This is a genomic window from Pseudomonas crudilactis (assembly GCF_013433315.1).
Taxonomy (GTDB): Bacteria; Pseudomonadota; Gammaproteobacteria; order Pseudomonadales; family Pseudomonadaceae; genus Aquipseudomonas; species Aquipseudomonas crudilactis.
Genome location: NZ_WXVV01000005.1, coordinates 188,903 through 206,826, shown reverse-complemented (window position 1 = coordinate 206,826; position 17,924 = coordinate 188,903). Strand labels below are relative to the sequence as shown.

Sequence of the window (17,924 nt, the reverse complement as noted above, 5' to 3'; positions counted from 1 at the left end):
CTGACTGTGCGTCGGCACAGCTTTTGGTTTCGGCTGCGCGCTTGTGGTTAAATACGGCGTCTTTTGCCCCGAGGCTTTTCAACGGGGCGCTCATCATAACAGGACGGCCCCGCCCAAGACAGCGGCCGTCATAGGGACGCAAGCCGCCATGCAAGTGAAACACCTGCTGCTGATCGCCATCCTCGCATTGACCGCTGCTTGCTCATCGAAGGAAGTCGTAGACGAAAACCTCAGCGAAGCCGAGCTGTATCAGCAGGCTCAGACTGACCTGGACAACAACAGCTACACCAGCGCCACAGCGAAGCTGAAGGCTCTGGAGTCGCGTTATCCGTTCGGTCGCTACGCCGATCAGGCGCAGCTGGAGCTGATCTACGCCAACTACAAGAACGCCGAGCCGGAAGCTGCAAAGTCCGCCGCCGAGCGTTTCATTCGTTTGCACCCGCAGCACCCGAACGTGGATTACGCCTACTACCTGAAAGGTCTGACGTCTTTCGACCAGGACGTCGGCCTGCTGGCGCGCTTCCTGCCGCTGGACATGACCAAGCGTGACCCGGGCGCCGCGCGCGACTCGTACAACGAGTTCGCCCAGCTGACCAGCCGCTACCCGAACAGCCGCTACGCGCCGGATGCCAAGCAGCGCATGATCTACCTGCGCAACCTGCTGGCCGCCTACGAAATCCACGTGGCCGACTACTACCTGACCCGTCAGGCCTATGTAGCCGCTGCCAACCGTGGCCGTTACGTGGTGGAAAACTTCCAGGAAACCCCATCGGTCGGCGACGGCCTGGCGGTGATGACTGAAGCCTATCAGCGTCTGCACCTGGACGAACTGGCAGCCACCAGCCTCGAAACCCTGAAGCTCAACTACCCGAATCACCCGAGCCTGCAAGACGGTCAGTTCGTGCCACGGGTTGCCGAAGCCGACAACCGTTCGTTCCTGAGCAAGGCGACTCTGGGCCTGATCGAATCGCGTCCACCGCTGCCGCCGGGCGAAACCCGCGCCAATCAGGACGTGCAGAAGCAGTTCCAGGACGCGAAAGACGCGATCCCGAACGAGCTCAAGCCTAAAGACGAGAACGGCGACGTGATCGAAGAGCCAGAGCCTGAGTCGAGCAACACCGACCGTTCCTGGTTCAGCTACATGACTTTCGGCGTGTTCGACTGATCACACCGGCAGTACAGAAAAGGGAGATCTGCGGATCTCCCTTTTTTATTGCCGCGCATTAATAGGCTGTGCGCTTGTCGGGTCCTTGGCTAAACTGCCGGATCATCAGTCGAAAAGCCGCTCATCATGCTTCGTTTATTGTTCTGGATTGTCCTGATTTTTGCTGCGGTATGGCTGTGGCGCAAATTCAAGGCTCCTGCCGCGTCCAATCAATCCGATCGCGCCTCTCGTGAACAGGACGCGCCACCGATGGTGCGCTGCGCCCATTGCGGCGTACATCTGCCGCGCGACCGCGCGTTGAGCGTGCAACAACAGTGGTATTGCAGCCAGGCTCACCTTGAGCAAGGCCCGGGTGCCAGTGATCGCTGAGGCCTCCAGCGCCGACAGCAAACAGGCGCAGCGCCTGCTGCGCCTTTATCATCTCTACCGTTTAAGCGTCGGTATCACGCTGGTGTTGCTGATCTCCAGCAACATGGACAACCGCCTGCTGACGTCGGCCAACGACGAATTGCTGCGCGGCGGCAGTTGGCTGTACCTGATTCTCAACATTCTGTTGGTGGTATTCCTTGAGAACACCCGACGGCCAGCGCAACTGTTCAGTCTGGCCCTCGTCGATGTCCTGCTTTTATGCGGATTGTTCTTCGCTGCCGGTGGCGTTGGCAGTGCCCTGGGCAATCTGCTGATTGTCTCGGTGGCGATCAGCAACACCCTGCTGCGGCGGCGCATCGGCCTGTTGATTGCCGCGATCGGTGCTCTGGGCATCGTTGGTTCGAGTTTTCTGTTGAGTTTCAACCACCCCCTGAGCGCCAATGAATACCTGCAGGCCGGCACCCTCGGTGCACTGTGTTTTGCCGCGTCGTTGCTGGTGCAAGGGCTGATCAGTCGCCTCGAAGTCAGCGAAACACTCGCCGAAAAACGCGCCAGCGAAGTCGTCGGCCTCGAAGCTCTCAACGCGCTGATCCTGCAACGCATGCGCACCGGCATTCTCGTGCTCGACGAGGCGCATCGGGTGCAGTTGGCCAACCACAGCGCGCAAACCCTTCTCGCGCAATCGCATCTTCAAGGACACCGGATCGATGACTATTCGCCGGCGCTGGTCGAGCGCCTGCAACTGTGGATGAACAACCCGACCTTGCGCCCACAGAGCCTGAAAATCCCCGGCAATGGCCTCGAGCTGCAACCGAGTTTCATCGCCCTCGAACAAAGCCCAAACCAGCAAACCCTGGTGTTTCTCGAAGACCTCGCGCAAATCAGCCAACAAGCTCAGCAATTGAAACTGGCTGCGCTGGGGCGACTGACCGCTGGGATCTCCCACGAAATTCGCAATCCGCTGGGTGCCATCAGTCATGCCGCGCAGCTATTGGCTGAATCCGAGGAACTCGATGGCGCGGATCGACGTCTGACACAGATTATTCAAGACCACTCCCAGCGCATGAACCGAGTCATCGAAAACGTCCTGCAATTGTCCCGCCGCCAACAGAGCGCGCCGCAACGGCTGGATCTCAAGCCGTGGCTGGAAAACTTCGTTGCCGAAAGCCGCGAACAGGCCTCCGAGCGCCAGGAAATTCATCTGCGGATCAATTCGGGGGACTTCACCACGCTGATGGACCCCAACCAGCTCACGCAGATTCTCGACAATCTGTTACGCAACGGCTGGCGCCACAGCGCCCTGCTGCACGATCAGGCGCAAGTCTGGCTGGCCCTGTTCAGCGATCCCGACAGCCAGTTGGCGGTCGTCGAAGTGCAGGACAACGGCCCCGGCGTCCCGGCCGATGAACAGACGCATCTGTTCGAACCGTTTTTCACCACCAGCAGCCAGGGCACCGGCCTTGGGCTTTATCTGTCCCGTGAGCTGTGCGAAAGCAACCAAGCGCGCCTAGACTTTCAATCACGCCAAGGCGGCGGCTGCTTTCGCATCACCTTTGCTCACGGACGGAAACAAAGTTGAACACGAGCCCACGGCAAAAAATTCTTATCGTCGACGACGAACCGGATATCCGCGAACTCCTGGAAATCACCCTGGGACGGATGAAACTCGACACCTACAGCGCGCGTAATCTGGCTGAAGCCCAAGCGCTGCTGGACCGCGAGAAATTCGATCTGTGCCTGACAGACATGCGCCTGCCCGATGGTACCGGGCTAGAGTTGGTGCAGCACATCCAGCAACGCTATTCACAACTGCCGGTGGCGATGATCACCGCCTATGGCAGCCTGGAAACGGCCATCAACGCTTTGAAAGCAGGTGCTTTCGACTTCCTCACCAAACCGGTGGACCTCACTCGTTTGCGCGAACTGGTCGGCACCGCCCTGCGTATGCCGGCGGCGGGAGGCAGCTTTACCTCCATCGATCGGCGCTTGCTCGGTGATTCGCCACCGATGCGCATTCTGCGCAAGCAAATCGACAAACTCGCTCGCAGTCAGGCGCCGGTGTACATCAGCGGCGAATCGGGCAGTGGCAAGGAACTGGTTGCGCGGCTGATTCATGAACAGGGGCCGCGCGCCAGCCAGCCGTTCGTACCGGTGAACTGCGGAGCGATCCCGACGGAACTGATGGAAAGCGAGTTTTTCGGCCATCGTAAAGGCAGTTTCACCGGCGCGGTCGAGGACAAGCCCGGGTTATTTCAGGCAGCCCATGGCGGCACGTTGTTTCTCGATGAAGTGGCGGACTTGCCGTTGTCGATGCAGGTGAAGTTACTGCGCGCGATTCAGGAAAAAGCCGTGCGCAGTGTCGGCGGCCAGCAGGAAAGCGTGGTCGATGTGCGGATTCTTTGCGCCACCCACAAGGATCTCGATGCAGAGGTCGCGGCCGAACGCTTTCGTCAGGATCTTTACTACCGCCTGAACGTGATTGAATTGCGCGTGCCGCCCCTGCGTGAGCGCCGTGATGACATTGAAGTGCTGGCGGCCAATATGCTCAAGCGTTTGGCCAAGGACAGTGCTCAGCCCGTTGCGCGCCTTCATCCACAGGCGCTGGAAGCGTTGAAGAATTACCGGTTTCCGGGGAATGTGCGGGAGCTGGAGAACGTGCTTGAGCGGGCACACACCTTGTGTGAAAACCGCACGATCGAGGCTGAAGATTTACGTCTGAGCGAAGGCAACTGCGCGGCGGACGGCGGGATTGCCGATCTGACGCAGATCGACAATCTGGAAGATTATCTGGAGAACGTCGAGAGGAAGCTGATCTTGCAGGCGCTGGAAGAAACACGCTGGAATCGCACGGCGGCGGCGCAGCGCTTGAGTCTTTCGTTTCGGTCGATGCGCTATCGGCTGAAGAAACTGGGACTGGATTAAGGACCCCTTCGCGAGCAGGCTCGCTCCCACATTGGATTTTGTGAACGACAAAGATCAACTGTGGGAGCGAGCCTGCTCGCGAAAGCGGCCTGCCAGGCACCAGAGAAATATCTGACTAAATGCGGCCTTCAGGCGCATACGGCGCTGGATCAATAATCGGCGCCCTTCCCAGCATCACATCGGCAAACAGCTGGCACGACGCCGGCGCCAGCACCAGCCCATTGCGGTAATGCCCGCAGTTCAACCACAACCCGTCAAACCCCGGCACCCGGCCAATGTACGGAATGCCCTCCGGCGATCCCGGGCGCAACCCTGCCCAGTGCCCGACCACTTCGGCATCGGCCAACGCTGGCAATAACTCCACTGCCGAAGCCTTGAGACTTTCCAGTGCCACATCGGTCGGCGTCTTGTCGTAGCCTTCGTGCTCCAGCGTGCTGCCAATCAGAATGTGGCCGTCGCGACGCGGGATCGCATAACGCCCCTTGGCCAAAACCATGCTAGGCAGAAAATCCGCCGCGCACTTGTAGAGAATCATCTGCCCTTTGACAGGTTCGACCGGCAGCGTCAGATCCAGCGTCTTGAGTAGATCGCCGCTCCACGCACCGGCCGTCAGCACGACCTGATCACCTTTGATCACACCGCTGGAGGTTTCGACGCCGACGACCTGCGCGCCCTCACGGACAAACGCGCTGACTTCGCACTGTTCGTGAATCGTCACGTTCGGCAGTGCCTGCAATGCCGCTTTCAGTGATTTCACCAGTCGCGGATTGCGTACGTTGGCGACATCAGCCATGTAAATCGCCCGGGAGAAACCGCCGCCAAGCACCGGCACCGCGTCATGCGCCGCCGAGATATCCACAGCCCGTAGCGGGCGATTTTCTCGCTCGGCCCACGCCAGTGCCTCGGCTTCATCGTCCAGGTCCAGCCAGTACAGGCCGGTGGTATGAACTTCAGGATCAACCCCGGTATCGGCAAACAAACGCTCGCCGAGCTGTGGATAAAAGTCCTGCGACCAGTGCGCCAGTGCGGTAACCGCCGGGCTATAGCGCCACGGATACAACGGCGAAACGATACCGCCGCCCGCCCAGGACGATTCCTGGCCGAGGTTCGAGCGATCGAGCAGCACCACGCTGCATACTTCGGAGGCGAGGTTGTAGGCGGTCAGCAGGCCAATCACCCCGCCACCGACAATCACCACTTGCTGTTGCCTGGTCATGTTTGTTCCAACCGTAAAAAAGACAGCGAGCGCAAAAGGCACTCGAAAGAAAGCGCCTCAGCGGCCCCAGCAATCCTTGGTGGTCAGCCCGGTGGTCGCGTTGTTCATGCTGCGGATACCGGTGTTGGTCAGGGTGAAATCCCCGCACTTGTCGGTGGCCATGGAGGTACCCGTTTTACGGGTAGCGGTCAGCAGGAAGGTCTGGTCAGCGATGGTCGGGGTGAGGGTGTAGAAATCATTGCCCGTGCTGAGTCCGGTGATACCGGTGTAGACATTGTTCTTGGTGTAGAAACGCTCGAGGCTCTGCGCTTGCTCCGAGAGCAGTGACACCACTTCGGCGCGACGGCCCTTTTTCAGGTACTCGGTATAGCTCGGTGCAGCGATGGTGATAACGATCCCGATGATCGCAATCACGATCATGATTTCGATCAGGGTGAAACCTCGGTTGAATCTGCGCATGCCTCAAACTCTCGCTTACTGTATTTGTCGCCACATGATACGACGACTGCCGCCGCCGCCCTTCTCCACAATGATCGTGATGGTGCCACTGGTGTCGGTCGTCCCCTTGCGCTTGCCGTCGCTGGAGACGAAGTTCAGGGTCGGAATGCCACCGGTGAATATCACTCCGCTGGAGATCGAGTCATTGCTGTCGACCAAACCGTCAGAGCTGGTGTCCAGCACGGCGTAATTGAGCATCTTACCGCTGAACGCATCCAGTTCGACCAGTTTGCCGGTACCAAAACTCGCACAGGGATCAGTGGTATCAACACTCGCCGTGGTAAAGACAATACGGCCCAGCACGATACTCGCCTGATTGATCACCCGCTCGCCGGTCAGCACGTTGTTGTACACCAGCGGAAGATACCAACCCTTCTCCGCCGGATACGTCGTGTCATTCTGCGTTGTGGTCAGAAACTGTCCAGAGCTGCCGGTGAATGATCCGGTGATCGCCTGCGACTGCAAACTGCTGACAGTCAGTTGACCAGAACCTCCATCGGCGTCCCACACGGAATAGAACGCCTGCAAATCCTTGTTGGTCTTGTCGGCCGTTTCGTTGAACTTGCCGGTACCGACGAAGACCTGTTTGCCGCCCAGCGCGTTATCCGCCAGTAACGGCTGCGCGGTGATCGGTTGAGTCGCCCCGCCCGCCGTGGTGAACAGTGGCTTGCCGGAAAACGCCACGCCCCAACTATCAGAGGACGTGGCACTCAGGTCGAACTTCCATAACCGCCCCTTCAAGTCGCCACCGTAAGCGGCCTGCACCACATTCGAAGAGTTGACCTTGAGTTTCACCGACGACAAACCGTTGGTGGTTTCCGTGCTGTCGATAACGATTTTCCTGATCAGCGAACCGTCCAGCGCATCCAGTACATACAGGGCTGCCACGCCTGAATTGCTGCCGTAGCCGTTGGCAATGAATGCCGCCCAGCGACCATTGGCCAAGCGTGCCACTTCCGGACGGGCGTAGGCATACCCCAGATCATTGAATGCGTTCGCAGCACTGGCGGTGGCCGGCGCACTGACTTCCCACAACGCCTTGATCACATTGCCCGCAGACGCATCAAACAGTTGCAACCCGTAGAATGTTTTACCCCCGGCTCCGGTGCCGCCAATGGCCAGGGTTTTCCACGCAGTGCCGGACTGCGCGTCGAATACCCCAACCTGACCGTCCACCAAAAACTTGTGGCTCACACCGTTGACGTAGTTGGTGTCAGCGATCAGGCGCAATGACGGCAGCACACTGGACGGCATGTAGGCGTAACGGCGAGTACCGTTCGCCGAATTGATCACGTTGACGAAACCATCGTTGGCGTTGACCACCAGGCTGGTGTTCATATTCGCAGCCTTGGTGGCCAGATAAGTGCTGTAGCTGGTGTCCCCGGAAAGATCGGAGGCGGTTTTGTCTGATGGCGACGCCAGCACCAGCGGCGAATTGATGATGTCGCCGAGCAGCACACTGCGCACTTTCAGCCCGGTCTTGTTCGTGCCCTTGCTCCACTCCACCAGATCAATGCCGCTGATGCCGGTTGGCAATCCCTGACTAAGCGTGGTCTGCTGGGCCGGGGAAAAGTTGCCGTAAGCTAGGGTTACCGCTGCGTTGCTCAGCGTGTTCCACGACTGAAAGGTCGCGGCGGTGGCGGATGGCACGATGGTGGTGTCGGTCGTCCACTGCGCCGTCGAGGTATTGACCGTCCCGGTCGAGGTGAAGCCGAACGACTTGATCGTGCCGCGCCAGTCCTTGGGGTCATAAGTGGTTTGATAAAAACTGCTGCTAGTGGTTAGCGTAGTTCCACTGGCAACGCCTGCGCCGCCGGAGCCGGCCTTGGAGGTGATGTCACTCAATGCCGACGACAAGGCGGCGTTAAGTCCCGTACTGTCGGTCGCCTGGTAATACTTGCCCAGCCCATAACTGGCGGCATCGGAGAGCATGTCGTTATCGGCGGTGAAGCCCACGGTGTAGGTGTTCATATTCTGCTTGGGAAAATCCACTGCGTTCCAGCTCTTGCCCGCTGCGTCGGTACCGGTCGAGCGCATGTCGATGTCGAAGGCAAACTTGGCGATGTCATCCAGATACAGCGTGTCCCCTTCGTTGTCACCATTGAGATTGTTGCCGTCATTGTTGACGCCGTCCCAGTTCGGCAAACGGCTGCCGCCCAACGGGTCGTTAGTCGGGAAGGTTCGGTCGAAAGTGGGTAGACCGTCGGTAATCACCACGCCGTAGTTTTTCTGGCAGCGATACTGAATCGGGCTCGTGTAGGTAGTCGGCGTGCTGTTGTAGTACGGCGCCATACCGCGCATGTAGCGGGTGATTTCGTAATAGGTTTCCGCCAATGGCGTGTTGGCCACTGCGCTCAAGCCGTTGATCGAGGAGATCAGTGCATTGTAGTTGGTGTCGGCCTGTGCCTGGGTCACGCTGCCGCTGACCGGTGACAGATCGCTGATCGAGCGGGCGATGAAACCGCCATTCCCCGAGTTATTGCTGGTAGCCGGATTGAATGTCGACAGGCCGATACGCAACGTGCGGTTGCTGCTGACCAATGCCGTGGAGACGTTGCGCGCGACATTGATGCGGTAGTCGTTGGGAATCGTCCCGGTGGTGAAATCGCGCGTGCCGTTGTTAATTGCCAGACTGACCAAGTAGGAAATGTAATCGCCTGAATAGCGTGTGTTGCCGCTGCCCACCGGGTCCGGCAGTTTCAGGCACAACGGCGCCAGGCTGTTGTTGTAGAACGCATAGGCACCGCCGGAGCACCCGGAGGTTGGCAGACTCGACAGAAAGATCGTGTCGCCAGTGATAGTCGTCGAACTCAGACACAAGCCGAGCAATGCGTTGCACTGCCGCGCCGGCGTGCGATCAGCCGTCGGATCGAATCCGGCCGCATAAATAATGCTGTTCATACTCCCGGAGTCGTCGATCAGCAGCATGACGTTGGGTGGCACCGCTGCCGCACTCAACAGCGGCGAATCAGACGGCGTGAACGCATACGCCGGCGCAGCCAGATAAAAGCTCATCAGCATGCCGAACAGCAGCGACCCATAGCGCTCAATACTTCGCATAGACACTCTCCACAACGCTACGCGAAGTGCCGGCGATGCCGACGGCAGTGACTCGATACAACGTCGCCGAGATATTACTTGGTACATTCACAGCCGTCAGTGTGGTGCCGATATTCTGCACACCATAGAAACCATTACCGGAAGCGATCCACGTCACCCCCGAAGTTGAATTGAGCCCCGCCGCACTGACCACCGATGATTCCGCCGGCGGTGCGCATTGCGTCGTGCCGCTGCACACCGCCAAGGTGTAGGTATCAAGCTGAACCGCACTCTCCCCCACTCGCAACGCCGCCTCGGCGGTCTGAAAAGACTGATTACGCAAACTCACGCTGCCGGCCATTTTTTCCTGCAGGTTGGCGCTTTGCATCGACGACAGACCAATCAACGTCAGCAACAGCAGAAACACCAGACTGACCAGCAACGCCATGCCGCGTTGCGCTTGCCGGTCATGAAAAGAAATCCGCATCACCCCGGCCCTCACGGCAAGCGGTTGCGCAAAGCGGCAACCACATTGAAGGTTTGCGTGGCGACCCGGCTGTTGGGGTCGGTGAGAGTCAGACTCAGGCGCACACTGCGAATGCGTGCCGGATCACTGGGATTGGCGCTATACGTCGAGGCCGCCACATCCGTCGCCGAGCTGGCCAGACCAAAAGTGACGTTGAAAGCACTGACGTTGTTCACCAACACCTGCTGAGTCGGTGTGCCGCTGCCGGTGCCCATGAGAATCTGATTGTTGCTGAAGCTGTAGATCAGACGCCGGATCGGAAAGGCGATCTGCCCGCTCGCCGCAGATCGCAACCCGGTATAGGCCGTTGCGCTGTTACGGCAATCGGAAACCACTGTCCAGGTCGGCGTGCCGCCGCCGCTGCCAATATCGGCAGTGACCAGCGTCAGTTTGAGGCTGGCATTGTCCCAACTGATCGGTGTGATCTGCGAGGCGTTGAAATCACCTGCGCTGCTCGAATCGGTGATGCTGCCAAGACAGCCGAACATCCCGACCATGCGAATTTCCTGAATCATTTTGCTCAGCACAAAACGCGCGTCTTCCTGCATCGCCGCGGCGCTGTTCTGGCTGACGTAGGTATTTTTCGCCGCAATGAAAATCTGCACGACCCCCAGCACAATGATCAAGCCCAGTGCGAGGGCAATGAGCAACTCGATCAGGCCGAAACCCCGCTGATGGCGCGTCATGGTGTCGCCACAGGATCAACAGCCGCGCGGCTGGTCAGGACAAAACTGCGTTGAGCATTGGCGGTGTTGGCTGCCCGTGCGTCGCTCCAGTTGATGGTGATGGTGTAGACCCGTTGATTGAGGGTAATGCTGCCGGTCGCCGTCGGACCGCCGAAATTGATGATATTGGTGGTGAAGTCGTAGAGATCCTGATCCCGTGCAACGCTGAGATTGCCCGAGGTCGGCGGTGTGACGGTGTAGTCGGCGCCGGAGTTGGCGCGGATGCGGTCCATCATGTCGTAGGCGATGAAACTGGCCTGACTGGTCATCCGTGAGCTGTCGGTATACTTCAGCGCATTCAGTTGCACCGCCGCCGCCCCCAGCAGCCCGACCGTCAGAATCAGCAACGCGACCAGCACCTCGATCAGCGTCATGCCCTCCTCTGCGCTTTTACTCCCTGCCCTCATCCGCAACTTCCACCCAGTTGAATTCGTCCGTTCAAGCACACGTTCAGCGTCCTGCTTTGCGTTCCCAACGTGTAACTGATGACCACCGCCGTCGACGGTGCCGCCAGACCGCCAAGGTTGTTGAAATCCAGTGCGGTCACTCCTGAGGGTAGCGTCAGAGTCGCGCCGCTGCTCATCGCGGGAACAACCCGCAACACATTGGCCGGATTGCCAGTACTGTCGTAGACCGCCAGTTCACCGGTCCAGACGCTGCCACCAGCGGTCGGACGCAGGCGCAGCGTCGTACCACGGTCGATGGCCTCGAGCCTGGCGAAATTGATCGCCCGTTGCAGGTCGCCCATTTCGGTGTCGGCCTTGCTGCCCTGTATCGAACGGGTAAACGCCGGCACTGCCAGGGTAATGAGGATCACGAAGATCGCGACCGCGACCAACAACTCGATCAGCGTGAAACCTTTTGTACGAAGATCCATCGATGCCCTCCGTTGCCGTCGGCTATACCTGCTTCTACACGCTAGAACATTCAACCGGCCCGCGTCGGTTGATTTGCCCTGCCCGGCGCACGGAGCGCGCCGTTCATCACACTCCACGGAGGGAGTTTTCATGCCGCAACAGGGTTTCAGCCTGATAGAACTGCTTATGGGACTGGCGATTGGCGCAATTGTTCTGCTGTTGGTCAGTCCGGCGTTTGCCGCGCTCACCGAGTCGAACCATCGCCATCAGGCTGCGCAATCGCTGCTCGACGGTATTCGCAATGCTCGAACGTTAGCGATCACGCACAATCAAAGCGTGGTCATCCATGGCATCGACGGCGATTGGAGCCGGGGCTGGCGAATCATTCTGGATATCAGCGGCAAGGGGCCGGAGGACAGCAGCAATCCACTGCTGGTCGAACGCGCGAGCGATCAGCGAATTCCAATTGCCGGTAACTGGTGGGTGAGTCGTTATATAAGGTTTGGCAGCCTGGGTAAGCCGCTGATGCCCGGACGAATGTTTCAGGCAGGAAAACTACATATCTGCTCGGTAAACGAGCCGATCAGCCAGCTCCAGGTGGTGCTGGCGGCGACCGGTCGCGTGCGCCTGGCCAGCGAAAAAGCTGAGCAGGCGCTGTGTCAAAAGAACAAAAGCGTCAGATCGAACGTACGCGCAGCTCTTTAGGCATCGAGAACGTGATGTTCTCTTCGCGCCCGGCCAATTCATCGGCACCGGTCGCACCCCAGGCCTGCAATTGCTGAATCACGCCGCGCACCAGCACTTCCGGCGCGGAGGCACCGGCGGTGATGCCGATACGCTCAACGCCATCGAACCAGCTCTTCTGCAGGTCTTCGGCGCCGTCGATAAGGTATGCCGGTGTGGACATGCGTTCGGCAAGCTCACGCAGACGATTGGAGTTGGAGCTGTTCGGACTGCCGACTACCAGCACGACGTCACACTCGTCAGCCAGTTGCTTGACCGCGTCCTGACGGTTTTGCGTGGCGTAGCAGATGTCGTCCTTGCGCGGGCCACCAATGGCGGGGAAGCGCGTGCGCAGCGCATCGATGACGCGACTGGTGTCGTCCATCGACAGCGTCGTCTGGGTAACGAAAGCCAGTTTTTCCGGGTTGTGCACCTGCAACTCGGCCACGTCTTTTTCGTCTTCGACGAGGTAGATCGTGCCGCCATTGCTGGCGTCGTACTGGCCCATGGTGCCTTCGACTTCCGGGTGACCGGCGTGGCCGATCAGGATGCATTCGCGACCGTCGCGGCTGTACTTGGCCACTTCGATGTGCACCTTGGTCACCAGCGGGCAGGTGGCGTCGAAGACTTTCAGGCCACGGCCAGCGGCTTCGGTACGTACGGCCTGGGAGACGCCGTGCGCACTGAAGATCACGATGACGTCGTCCGGCACCTGATCCAGCTCTTCGACGAAGATCGCTCCGCGACTGCGCAGGTCTTCGACGACGAACTTGTTGTGCACCACTTCATGACGCACGTAGATCGGCGGCCCAAAGACTTCCAGGGCGCGGTTGACGATTTCGATCGCCCGGTCCACGCCGGCGCAGAAGCCACGGGGATTGGCGAGTTTGATTTGCATGCTGTGCCTCGTGTCTTGCGCGCGAAAACAGTTAAAAACACTGTGGGAGCGACGGTGCGACGATTCGACTTGCTCGCGAAGAGGCCATCACCTGCAACATTACTGTTGGCTGACACACCGCATTCGCGAGCAGGCTCGCTCCCACATTTGACTTCATAGAGTCAGTTAGATCGCTTTGACGTTGATGATCTCGACGTCAAAGGTCAGCGTCTTGCCCGACAGCGGGTGATTGAAGTCGATGGTCACTTGCGTGTCGTCGAACTCTTTCACCACGCCCGGCAACTCAGTATTGGCCGCATCGTTGAAGATCACCAGCAAACCCGGCGACAGCTCCATATCGACGAATTGCGAACGCGGAATGATCTGCACGTTCTGCGGGTTCGGCTGACCGAAAGCGTTTTCCGGCTCGACGGTCAGCGTGCGCTTGTCGCCGGCCTTGAAGCCGAACAGCGCCGCTTCGAAACCCGGCAGCAGATTGCCGTCGCCGACCTTGAAGGTCGCCGGGGCTTTGTCGAACGTACTGTCGACGGTGTCGCCGTTCTCCAGGCGCAATGCAAAGTGCAAAGTGACTTCCGTGTTCTGGCCGATGCGTTGCTCAGCCAATACCTGTTCAGTCATGAACGGCTTCTCCGGTCTTTTTACTTTTGAACATATCCAGTGCCAGCATCACCGCACCAACAGTGATGGCGCTGTCGGCGAAGTTGAACGCCGGGAAGTACCAGCGGTTCTGCCAGTGCACCAGAATGAAATCGATCACATGGCCCAGGGCGATGCGGTCATACAGATTACCCAGCGCGCCGCCCAGCACCAGCGCCAAAGCGACCGCCAGCCAGGTTTCGTTACGACCCAGACGCTTGAGCCAGACCACCAGCACCGCACTGACAACGATCGCGATCAGGGCGAACAGCCAGCGCTGCCAGCCGGAGCTGTCAGCCAGGAAGCTGAAGGCAGCGCCAGTGTTGTAAGCCAGCGTCCAGCTGAAGTAATCGGGAATGATCACGATCTGCTGGAACATTTCGAGCTTGCCTTCGAAGTAGAACTTGCTGGCCTGGTCGATGACCAGCACCAGCAAGCTCAACCACAGCCAGCTCAACCGTCCAAAACGGCCAACGGCATTAGGCATAGTGACGAACCTCGCCAGCGCCGCTGATGTTGTCGACGCAACGACCGCAGATTTCCGGATGTTCCGGGTTCGCGCCAACGTCTTCACGGCAGTGCCAGCAACGGGCGCATTTCGGGAAGGCCGACTTGACGATTTTCAGCTTCAGGCCGCTGACTTCAGTCACTACCGCATCGGCCGGAGCCTGTACAAACGGCGCAACACTGGCGGTCGAGGTGATCAGAACAAAGCGCAGCTCGTTGCTCAGCTTGGCCAGATCGGCGCTCAGGGCGTCTTCGGCGTACAGCGTCACTTCGGCTTGCAGGTTGCCACCGACGGCTTTGGCCGCACGCTGGATTTCCATCTCTTTGTTCACCGCTACTTTGACCGCCATCACGCGTTCCCAGTAGTCGCGGCCCAGTTCAACGTCGGCCGGCAGTTCGGTCAGACCTTCGTACCAGGTATTGAGCATCACCGATTCGTTGCGTTCGCCCGGCAGGTACTCCCACAGTTCGTCGGCGGTGAAAGCGAGGATCGGCGCGATCCATCGCACCAGCGCTTCGGAGATGTGGAACAGCGCGGTTTGCGCCGAACGACGGGCCTTGCTGTTGGCGCCAGTGGTGTACTGACGGTCCTTGATGATGTCGAGGTAGAAACCGCCCAACTCCTGCACGCAGAAGTTGTGGATCTTCGAGTAGACGTTCCAGAAACGGTATTCGCCGTAGTGCTCTTGCAGCTCGCGTTGCAGCAGTAAGGTGCGGTCTACCGCCCAACGATCCAGCGCGAGCATTTCTTCAGCCGGCAGGATGTCGGTGGCCGGGTTGAAACCCGTCAGGTTCGAGAGCAGGAAACGCGCGGTGTTACGGATACGACGATAGGCGTCCGCACTGCGTTGCAGGATCTGGTCGGAAACCGCCATTTCACCGGAGTAGTCGGTCGAAGCGACCCACAGACGCATGATGTCGGCGCCCAGGGTGTCGTTGACTTTCTGCGGCGCGATCACGTTGCCCAGCGATTTGGACATCTTGCGGCCGGCTTCGTCGACGGTGAAACCGTGGGTCAGCAGTTCGCAGTACGGCGCGTGGTTGTCGATGGCGCAACCGGTCAGCAGCGACGAGTGGAACCAGCCACGGTGTTGGTCGGAACCTTCCAGGTACAGATCGGCGCGCGGGCCGCTGTCGTGACCCATCGGGTGCGAACCGCGCAGGACGTGCCAGTGCGTGGTGCCCGAGTCGAACCAGACGTCGAGGGTGTCGCTGATCTTGTCGTACAGCGGCGCTTCGTTGCCGAGCAGCTCGGCAGCGTCCATCTTGAACCAGGCTTCGATGCCTTCGACTTCAACGCGCTTGGCGACTTCTTCCATCAACTCAACGGTGCGTGGGTGCAGTTCGCCGCTTTCCTTGTTGAGGAAGAACGGGATCGGCACGCCCCAGTTACGCTGACGCGAGATGCACCAGTCCGGACGGTTGGCGATCATCGAGTGCAGACGCGCCTGGCCCCAGGCCGGAACGAACTGGGTGTCTTCGATGGCTTTGAGCGAGCGCACACGCAGGGTGTCGCCGCTGGTTGGCTCTTTGTCCATGCCGATGAACCACTGCGCGGTGGCGCGGTAGATCAGCGGGGTCTTGTGGCGCCAGCAGTGCATGTAGCTGTGTTCGATGACGGTGGTGTGCATCAGCGCACCGACTTCGGTCAGCTTGTCGACGATGGCCGGGTTGGCCTTCCAGATGAACTGGCCGCCGAAGAATTCCAGCGACGGCGCGTACACGCCGTTGCTCTGCACCGGGTTGAGGATGTCGTCGTTGACCATGCCATATTTCTTGCAAGTCACGAAGTCGTCCACGCCGTAGGCAGGAGCGGAGTGAACCACGCCGGTGCCAGCGCCCAGTTCGACGTAGTCAGCCAGGTACACCGGCGACAGACGGTCATAGAACGGGTGACGGAAGTTGATCAGCTCGAGTTCTTTACCAGTGGTGGTGGCGATGACCGAACCTTCCAGGCTGTAGCGCGCCAGGCAGGCTTCGACCAGCTCTTCAGCCAGCACCAGCAGCTTGTCGCCGACATCAACCAGCGCGTAGTTGAATTCCGGATGAACGTTCAGCGCCTGGTTGGCCGGGATGGTCCAAGGGGTGGTGGTCCAGATCACGATCGACGCAGGTTTGCTCAGCGACGGCAGGCCGAACGCAGCAGCCAGTTTGGCTTCGTCAGCGATCGGGAAGGCGACGTCGATGGTCGAGGACTTTTTGGTCTCGTACTCGACTTCCGCTTCAGCCAGGGCCGAACCACAGTCGAAGCACCAGTTCACAGGCTTGAGGCCCTTGAACACGAAACCGCCCTTGACGATTTCGGCGAGGGCGCGGATTTCACCGGCCTCGTTTTTGAAGTCCATGGTCTTGTACGGGTTGGCCCAGTCGCCCAGCACGCCGAGACGGATGAATTCGGACTTCTGCCCTTCGATCTGCTCGGTGGCGTAGGCACGGCACAGTTCGCGGGTCTTGTCCGCGCCCAGATTTTTGCCGTGGGTCACTTCAACCTTGTGCTCGATCGGCAGGCCGTGGCAGTCCCAACCCGGAACGTACGGCGCGTCAAAACCCGACAGGGTCTTCGAGCGGATGATCATGTCCTTGAGAATCTTGTTCAGTGCGTGACCGATGTGGATCGTGCCGTTGGCATACGGAGGACCGTCGTGCAGAACGAACTTCGGACGATCCTTGCCAATCTCGCGCAACTTTCCGTACAGGCCAATACTGTCCCAGCGCTGCAAGATCTGCGGTTCGCGCTGTGGCAGGCCGGCCTTCATTGGGAAGGCGGTGTCCGGAAGGTTAAGCGTGGCTTTATAGTCGGTCATTTAAGGCTCTTCATTAGCGATGGGCGCTAGGTGCGGCTAGTGCACGGGCGGTGGCGACATCCGCATTGATCGCCGTTTTCAATGCCTCCAGGGAGGCGAAGCGCTGCTCTTCACGCAGCTTTTGGTGGAAAACCACCGTCAAACGCCGGTCATACAGATCGCCGGCAAAATCTAGAAGATGGACTTCAAGGTGGGCCTTGCCATCACCTTGCACCGTGGGCCGTACGCCGATATTGGCGACACCTGGCCAGGTCTTGCCGTCGATATCGACATCCACCAGGTACACCCCGGTGAACGGCACGCGACGACGCTTGAGTTGAATGTTGGCAGTCGGCGTACCGAGTTGCCGGGCCAGTTTCTGGCCATGCAGCACGCGACCGGCAATCCGGTACGGGCGGCCGAGCAAACGTTCGGCCAAGGCAAAATCGGCGGCAGCCAACGCGTTGCGCACTTGCGTGCTGCTGACGCGAATCCCGTCCAGCTCGACGGTTTGCGCGGCTTCAACAGTGAAACCATGCATCTGCCCGGCCTGCAGCAGGAAGTCGAAATCGCCGAGGCGGTCGCAACCGAAGCGGAAGTCGTCACCGACCTCCAGATGCTGCACGCCGAGACCATCAACGAGGATGGTGTCGACGAACTCGCTGGCGCTGAGCTTGCTCAAGCGCTGGTTGAACGCCAGGCACAACACCCGGTCAACGCCTTCAGCGGCCAGCAGTTGCAGCTTGTCGCGCAACCGTGCCAGACGCGCCGGCGCGGTCTCGGGGGCAAAGAATTCCCGTGGCTGCGGCTCGAAAATCACCACGCAGCTGGGTACGCCCAACTCGAGTGCACGCTCACGCAGTCGGGCCAGGATAGCCTGGTGACCACGGTGAACACCGTCAAAGTTGCCAATAGTGGCGACGCAGCCCCGATGCTGGGGGCGCAAGTTGTGGAGGCCTCGAACCAGCTGCATAACGCGCTTCTTGCTCATAAAGTGGTCGATTATAACCACACCCGACGGTCGACGACAGGCAACACCGTAACGCAAAGTGAACGAGCC

General features: G+C 59.5%; 17 protein-coding genes. 5 read left to right on the top strand and 12 right to left on the bottom strand.

Features of this window, described 5'->3' with window-relative positions:
• Positions 1-148: 148 nt before the first annotated feature.
• The 4 genes from GTU76_RS07825 (at position 149) to GTU76_RS07810 (ending at position 4,456) form a co-directional block, all read left to right on the top strand.
• Positions 149-1,165: an outer membrane protein assembly factor BamD gene (locus GTU76_RS07825; RefSeq protein WP_007909854.1), complete on the top strand. Its 1,017-nt coding sequence runs from the start codon at positions 149-151 to the stop codon at positions 1,163-1,165.
• A gap of 126 nt (positions 1,166-1,291) precedes the next feature.
• Positions 1,292-1,534 (top strand): PP0621 family protein, encoded by a 243-nt coding sequence (locus tag GTU76_RS07820; protein WP_175553176.1) that lies wholly within the window; start codon positions 1,292-1,294, stop codon positions 1,532-1,534.
• Positions 1,524-3,113 (top strand): ATP-binding protein, encoded by a 1,590-nt coding sequence (locus GTU76_RS07815; RefSeq protein ID WP_180698396.1) that lies wholly within the window; start codon positions 1,524-1,526, stop codon positions 3,111-3,113. The genes GTU76_RS07820 and GTU76_RS07815 overlap by 11 nt, the downstream gene beginning before the upstream one ends.
• Positions 3,110-4,456, top strand: coding sequence for a sigma-54-dependent transcriptional regulator (locus GTU76_RS07810; protein ID WP_016986217.1), 1,347 nt, complete (start codon positions 3,110-3,112; stop codon positions 4,454-4,456). Before GTU76_RS07815 ends, GTU76_RS07810 begins: the two co-directional genes overlap by 4 nt.
• Before the next feature lie 115 nt (positions 4,457-4,571).
• Here the strand turns inward: GTU76_RS07810 and thiO are convergent, their stop codons facing one another.
• Genes thiO through GTU76_RS07775 form a run of 7 tightly spaced genes read right to left on the bottom strand, consistent with a single transcriptional unit; the run spans position 4,572 to position 11,337 of the window.
• Entirely contained in the window at positions 4,572-5,672 is a 1,101-nt protein-coding gene (thiO, locus tag GTU76_RS07805; protein ID WP_180698373.1) for a glycine oxidase ThiO, read from the bottom strand.
• Between the two features lie 57 nt (positions 5,673-5,729).
• Positions 5,730-6,131: a type IV pilin protein gene (locus tag GTU76_RS07800; protein WP_016986215.1), complete on the bottom strand. Its 402-nt coding sequence runs from the start codon at positions 6,129-6,131 to the stop codon at positions 5,730-5,732.
• Positions 6,132-6,146: 15 nt separating this feature from the next.
• On the bottom strand, positions 6,147-9,230 hold the full coding sequence (locus tag GTU76_RS07795) for a pilus assembly protein (RefSeq protein ID WP_175553175.1): 3,084 nt from the start codon (positions 9,228-9,230) through the stop codon (positions 6,147-6,149).
• Entirely contained in the window at positions 9,217-9,696 is a 480-nt protein-coding gene (locus tag GTU76_RS07790) for a pilus assembly PilX family protein (protein ID WP_016986213.1), read from the bottom strand. The genes GTU76_RS07795 and GTU76_RS07790 overlap by 14 nt, the downstream gene beginning before the upstream one ends.
• Before the next feature lie 11 nt (positions 9,697-9,707).
• Entirely contained in the window at positions 9,708-10,421 is a 714-nt protein-coding gene (locus GTU76_RS07785; protein ID WP_016986212.1) for a PilW family protein, read from the bottom strand.
• Positions 10,418-10,867 (bottom strand): type IV pilus modification protein PilV, encoded by a 450-nt coding sequence (gene pilV / locus GTU76_RS07780; protein ID WP_016986211.1) that lies wholly within the window; start codon positions 10,865-10,867, stop codon positions 10,418-10,420. The genes GTU76_RS07785 and pilV overlap by 4 nt, the downstream gene beginning before the upstream one ends.
• Positions 10,864-11,337, bottom strand: coding sequence for a GspH/FimT family pseudopilin (locus GTU76_RS07775; RefSeq protein ID WP_016986210.1), 474 nt, complete (start codon positions 11,335-11,337; stop codon positions 10,864-10,866). Before GTU76_RS07775 ends, pilV begins: the two co-directional genes overlap by 4 nt.
• Before the next feature lie 130 nt (positions 11,338-11,467).
• Between GTU76_RS07775 and GTU76_RS07770 the strand changes: the two genes are divergently transcribed.
• Positions 11,468-12,022: a GspH/FimT family pseudopilin gene (locus GTU76_RS07770; protein WP_016986209.1), complete on the top strand. Its 555-nt coding sequence runs from the start codon at positions 11,468-11,470 to the stop codon at positions 12,020-12,022.
• Here GTU76_RS07770 and ispH read toward each other — a convergent pair.
• The 5 genes from ispH to ribF form a co-directional block, all read right to left on the bottom strand.
• Positions 11,994-12,938 carry a 4-hydroxy-3-methylbut-2-enyl diphosphate reductase gene (gene ispH / locus GTU76_RS07765; protein ID WP_016986208.1) on the bottom strand — a complete coding sequence of 315 codons (945 nt, stop codon included), beginning with the start codon at positions 12,936-12,938 and terminating at the stop codon, positions 11,994-11,996. The genes GTU76_RS07770 and ispH overlap by 29 nt on opposite strands.
• 165 nt (positions 12,939-13,103) lie before the next feature.
• Complete coding sequence (gene fkpB / locus GTU76_RS07760) at positions 13,104-13,541, bottom strand: FKBP-type peptidyl-prolyl cis-trans isomerase (protein WP_175555644.1); 438 nt, start codon at positions 13,539-13,541, stop codon at positions 13,104-13,106.
• 7 nt (positions 13,542-13,548) lie between these two features.
• On the bottom strand, positions 13,549-14,061 hold the full coding sequence (gene lspA, locus GTU76_RS07755) for a signal peptidase II (protein WP_007909836.1): 513 nt from the start codon (positions 14,059-14,061) through the stop codon (positions 13,549-13,551).
• On the bottom strand, positions 14,054-16,885 hold the full coding sequence (ileS, locus tag GTU76_RS07750; protein WP_180698372.1) for an isoleucine--tRNA ligase: 2,832 nt from the start codon (positions 16,883-16,885) through the stop codon (positions 14,054-14,056). The genes lspA and ileS overlap by 8 nt, the downstream gene beginning before the upstream one ends.
• A 13-nt stretch (positions 16,886-16,898) precedes the next feature.
• The gene (gene ribF, locus GTU76_RS07745; RefSeq protein WP_008078544.1) at positions 16,899-17,837 is read right to left on the bottom strand and encodes a bifunctional riboflavin kinase/FAD synthetase; all 939 of its coding nucleotides are present in this window, start codon (positions 17,835-17,837) and stop codon (positions 16,899-16,901) included.
• Positions 17,838-17,924: the final 87 nt, after the last annotated feature.

Bases quoted from the DNA above. Each gene is read 5' to 3' on its own strand.
- GTU76_RS07800 (WP_016986215.1), bottom strand. From the start codon at position 6,131: ATGCGCAGATTCAACCGAGGTTTCACCCTGATCGAAATCATGATCGTG.
- GTU76_RS07790 (WP_016986213.1), bottom strand. From the start codon at position 9,696: ATGCGGATTTCTTTTCATGACCGGCAAGCGCAACGCGGCATGGCGTTG.
- GTU76_RS07820 (WP_175553176.1), top strand. From the start codon at position 1,292: ATGCTTCGTTTATTGTTCTGGATTGTCCTGATTTTTGCTGCGGTATGG.
- thiO (WP_180698373.1), bottom strand. From the start codon at position 5,672: ATGACCAGGCAACAGCAAGTGGTGATTGTCGGTGGCGGGGTGATTGGC.
- lspA (WP_007909836.1), bottom strand. From the start codon at position 14,061: ATGCCTAATGCCGTTGGCCGTTTTGGACGGTTGAGCTGGCTGTGGTTG.
- pilV (WP_016986211.1), bottom strand. From the start codon at position 10,867: ATGAGGGCAGGGAGTAAAAGCGCAGAGGAGGGCATGACGCTGATCGAG.
- ileS (WP_180698372.1), bottom strand. From the start codon at position 16,885: ATGACCGACTATAAAGCCACGCTTAACCTTCCGGACACCGCCTTCCCA.
- GTU76_RS07825 (WP_007909854.1), top strand. From the start codon at position 149: ATGCAAGTGAAACACCTGCTGCTGATCGCCATCCTCGCATTGACCGCT.
- ribF (WP_008078544.1), bottom strand. From the start codon at position 17,837: ATGCAGCTGGTTCGAGGCCTCCACAACTTGCGCCCCCAGCATCGGGGC.
- GTU76_RS07795 (WP_175553175.1), bottom strand. From the start codon at position 9,230: ATGCGAAGTATTGAGCGCTATGGGTCGCTGCTGTTCGGCATGCTGATG.
- ispH (WP_016986208.1), bottom strand. From the start codon at position 12,938: ATGCAAATCAAACTCGCCAATCCCCGTGGCTTCTGCGCCGGCGTGGAC.
- GTU76_RS07785 (WP_016986212.1), bottom strand. From the start codon at position 10,421: ATGACGCGCCATCAGCGGGGTTTCGGCCTGATCGAGTTGCTCATTGCC.
- GTU76_RS07770 (WP_016986209.1), top strand. From the start codon at position 11,468: ATGCCGCAACAGGGTTTCAGCCTGATAGAACTGCTTATGGGACTGGCG.
- GTU76_RS07775 (WP_016986210.1), bottom strand. From the start codon at position 11,337: ATGGATCTTCGTACAAAAGGTTTCACGCTGATCGAGTTGTTGGTCGCG.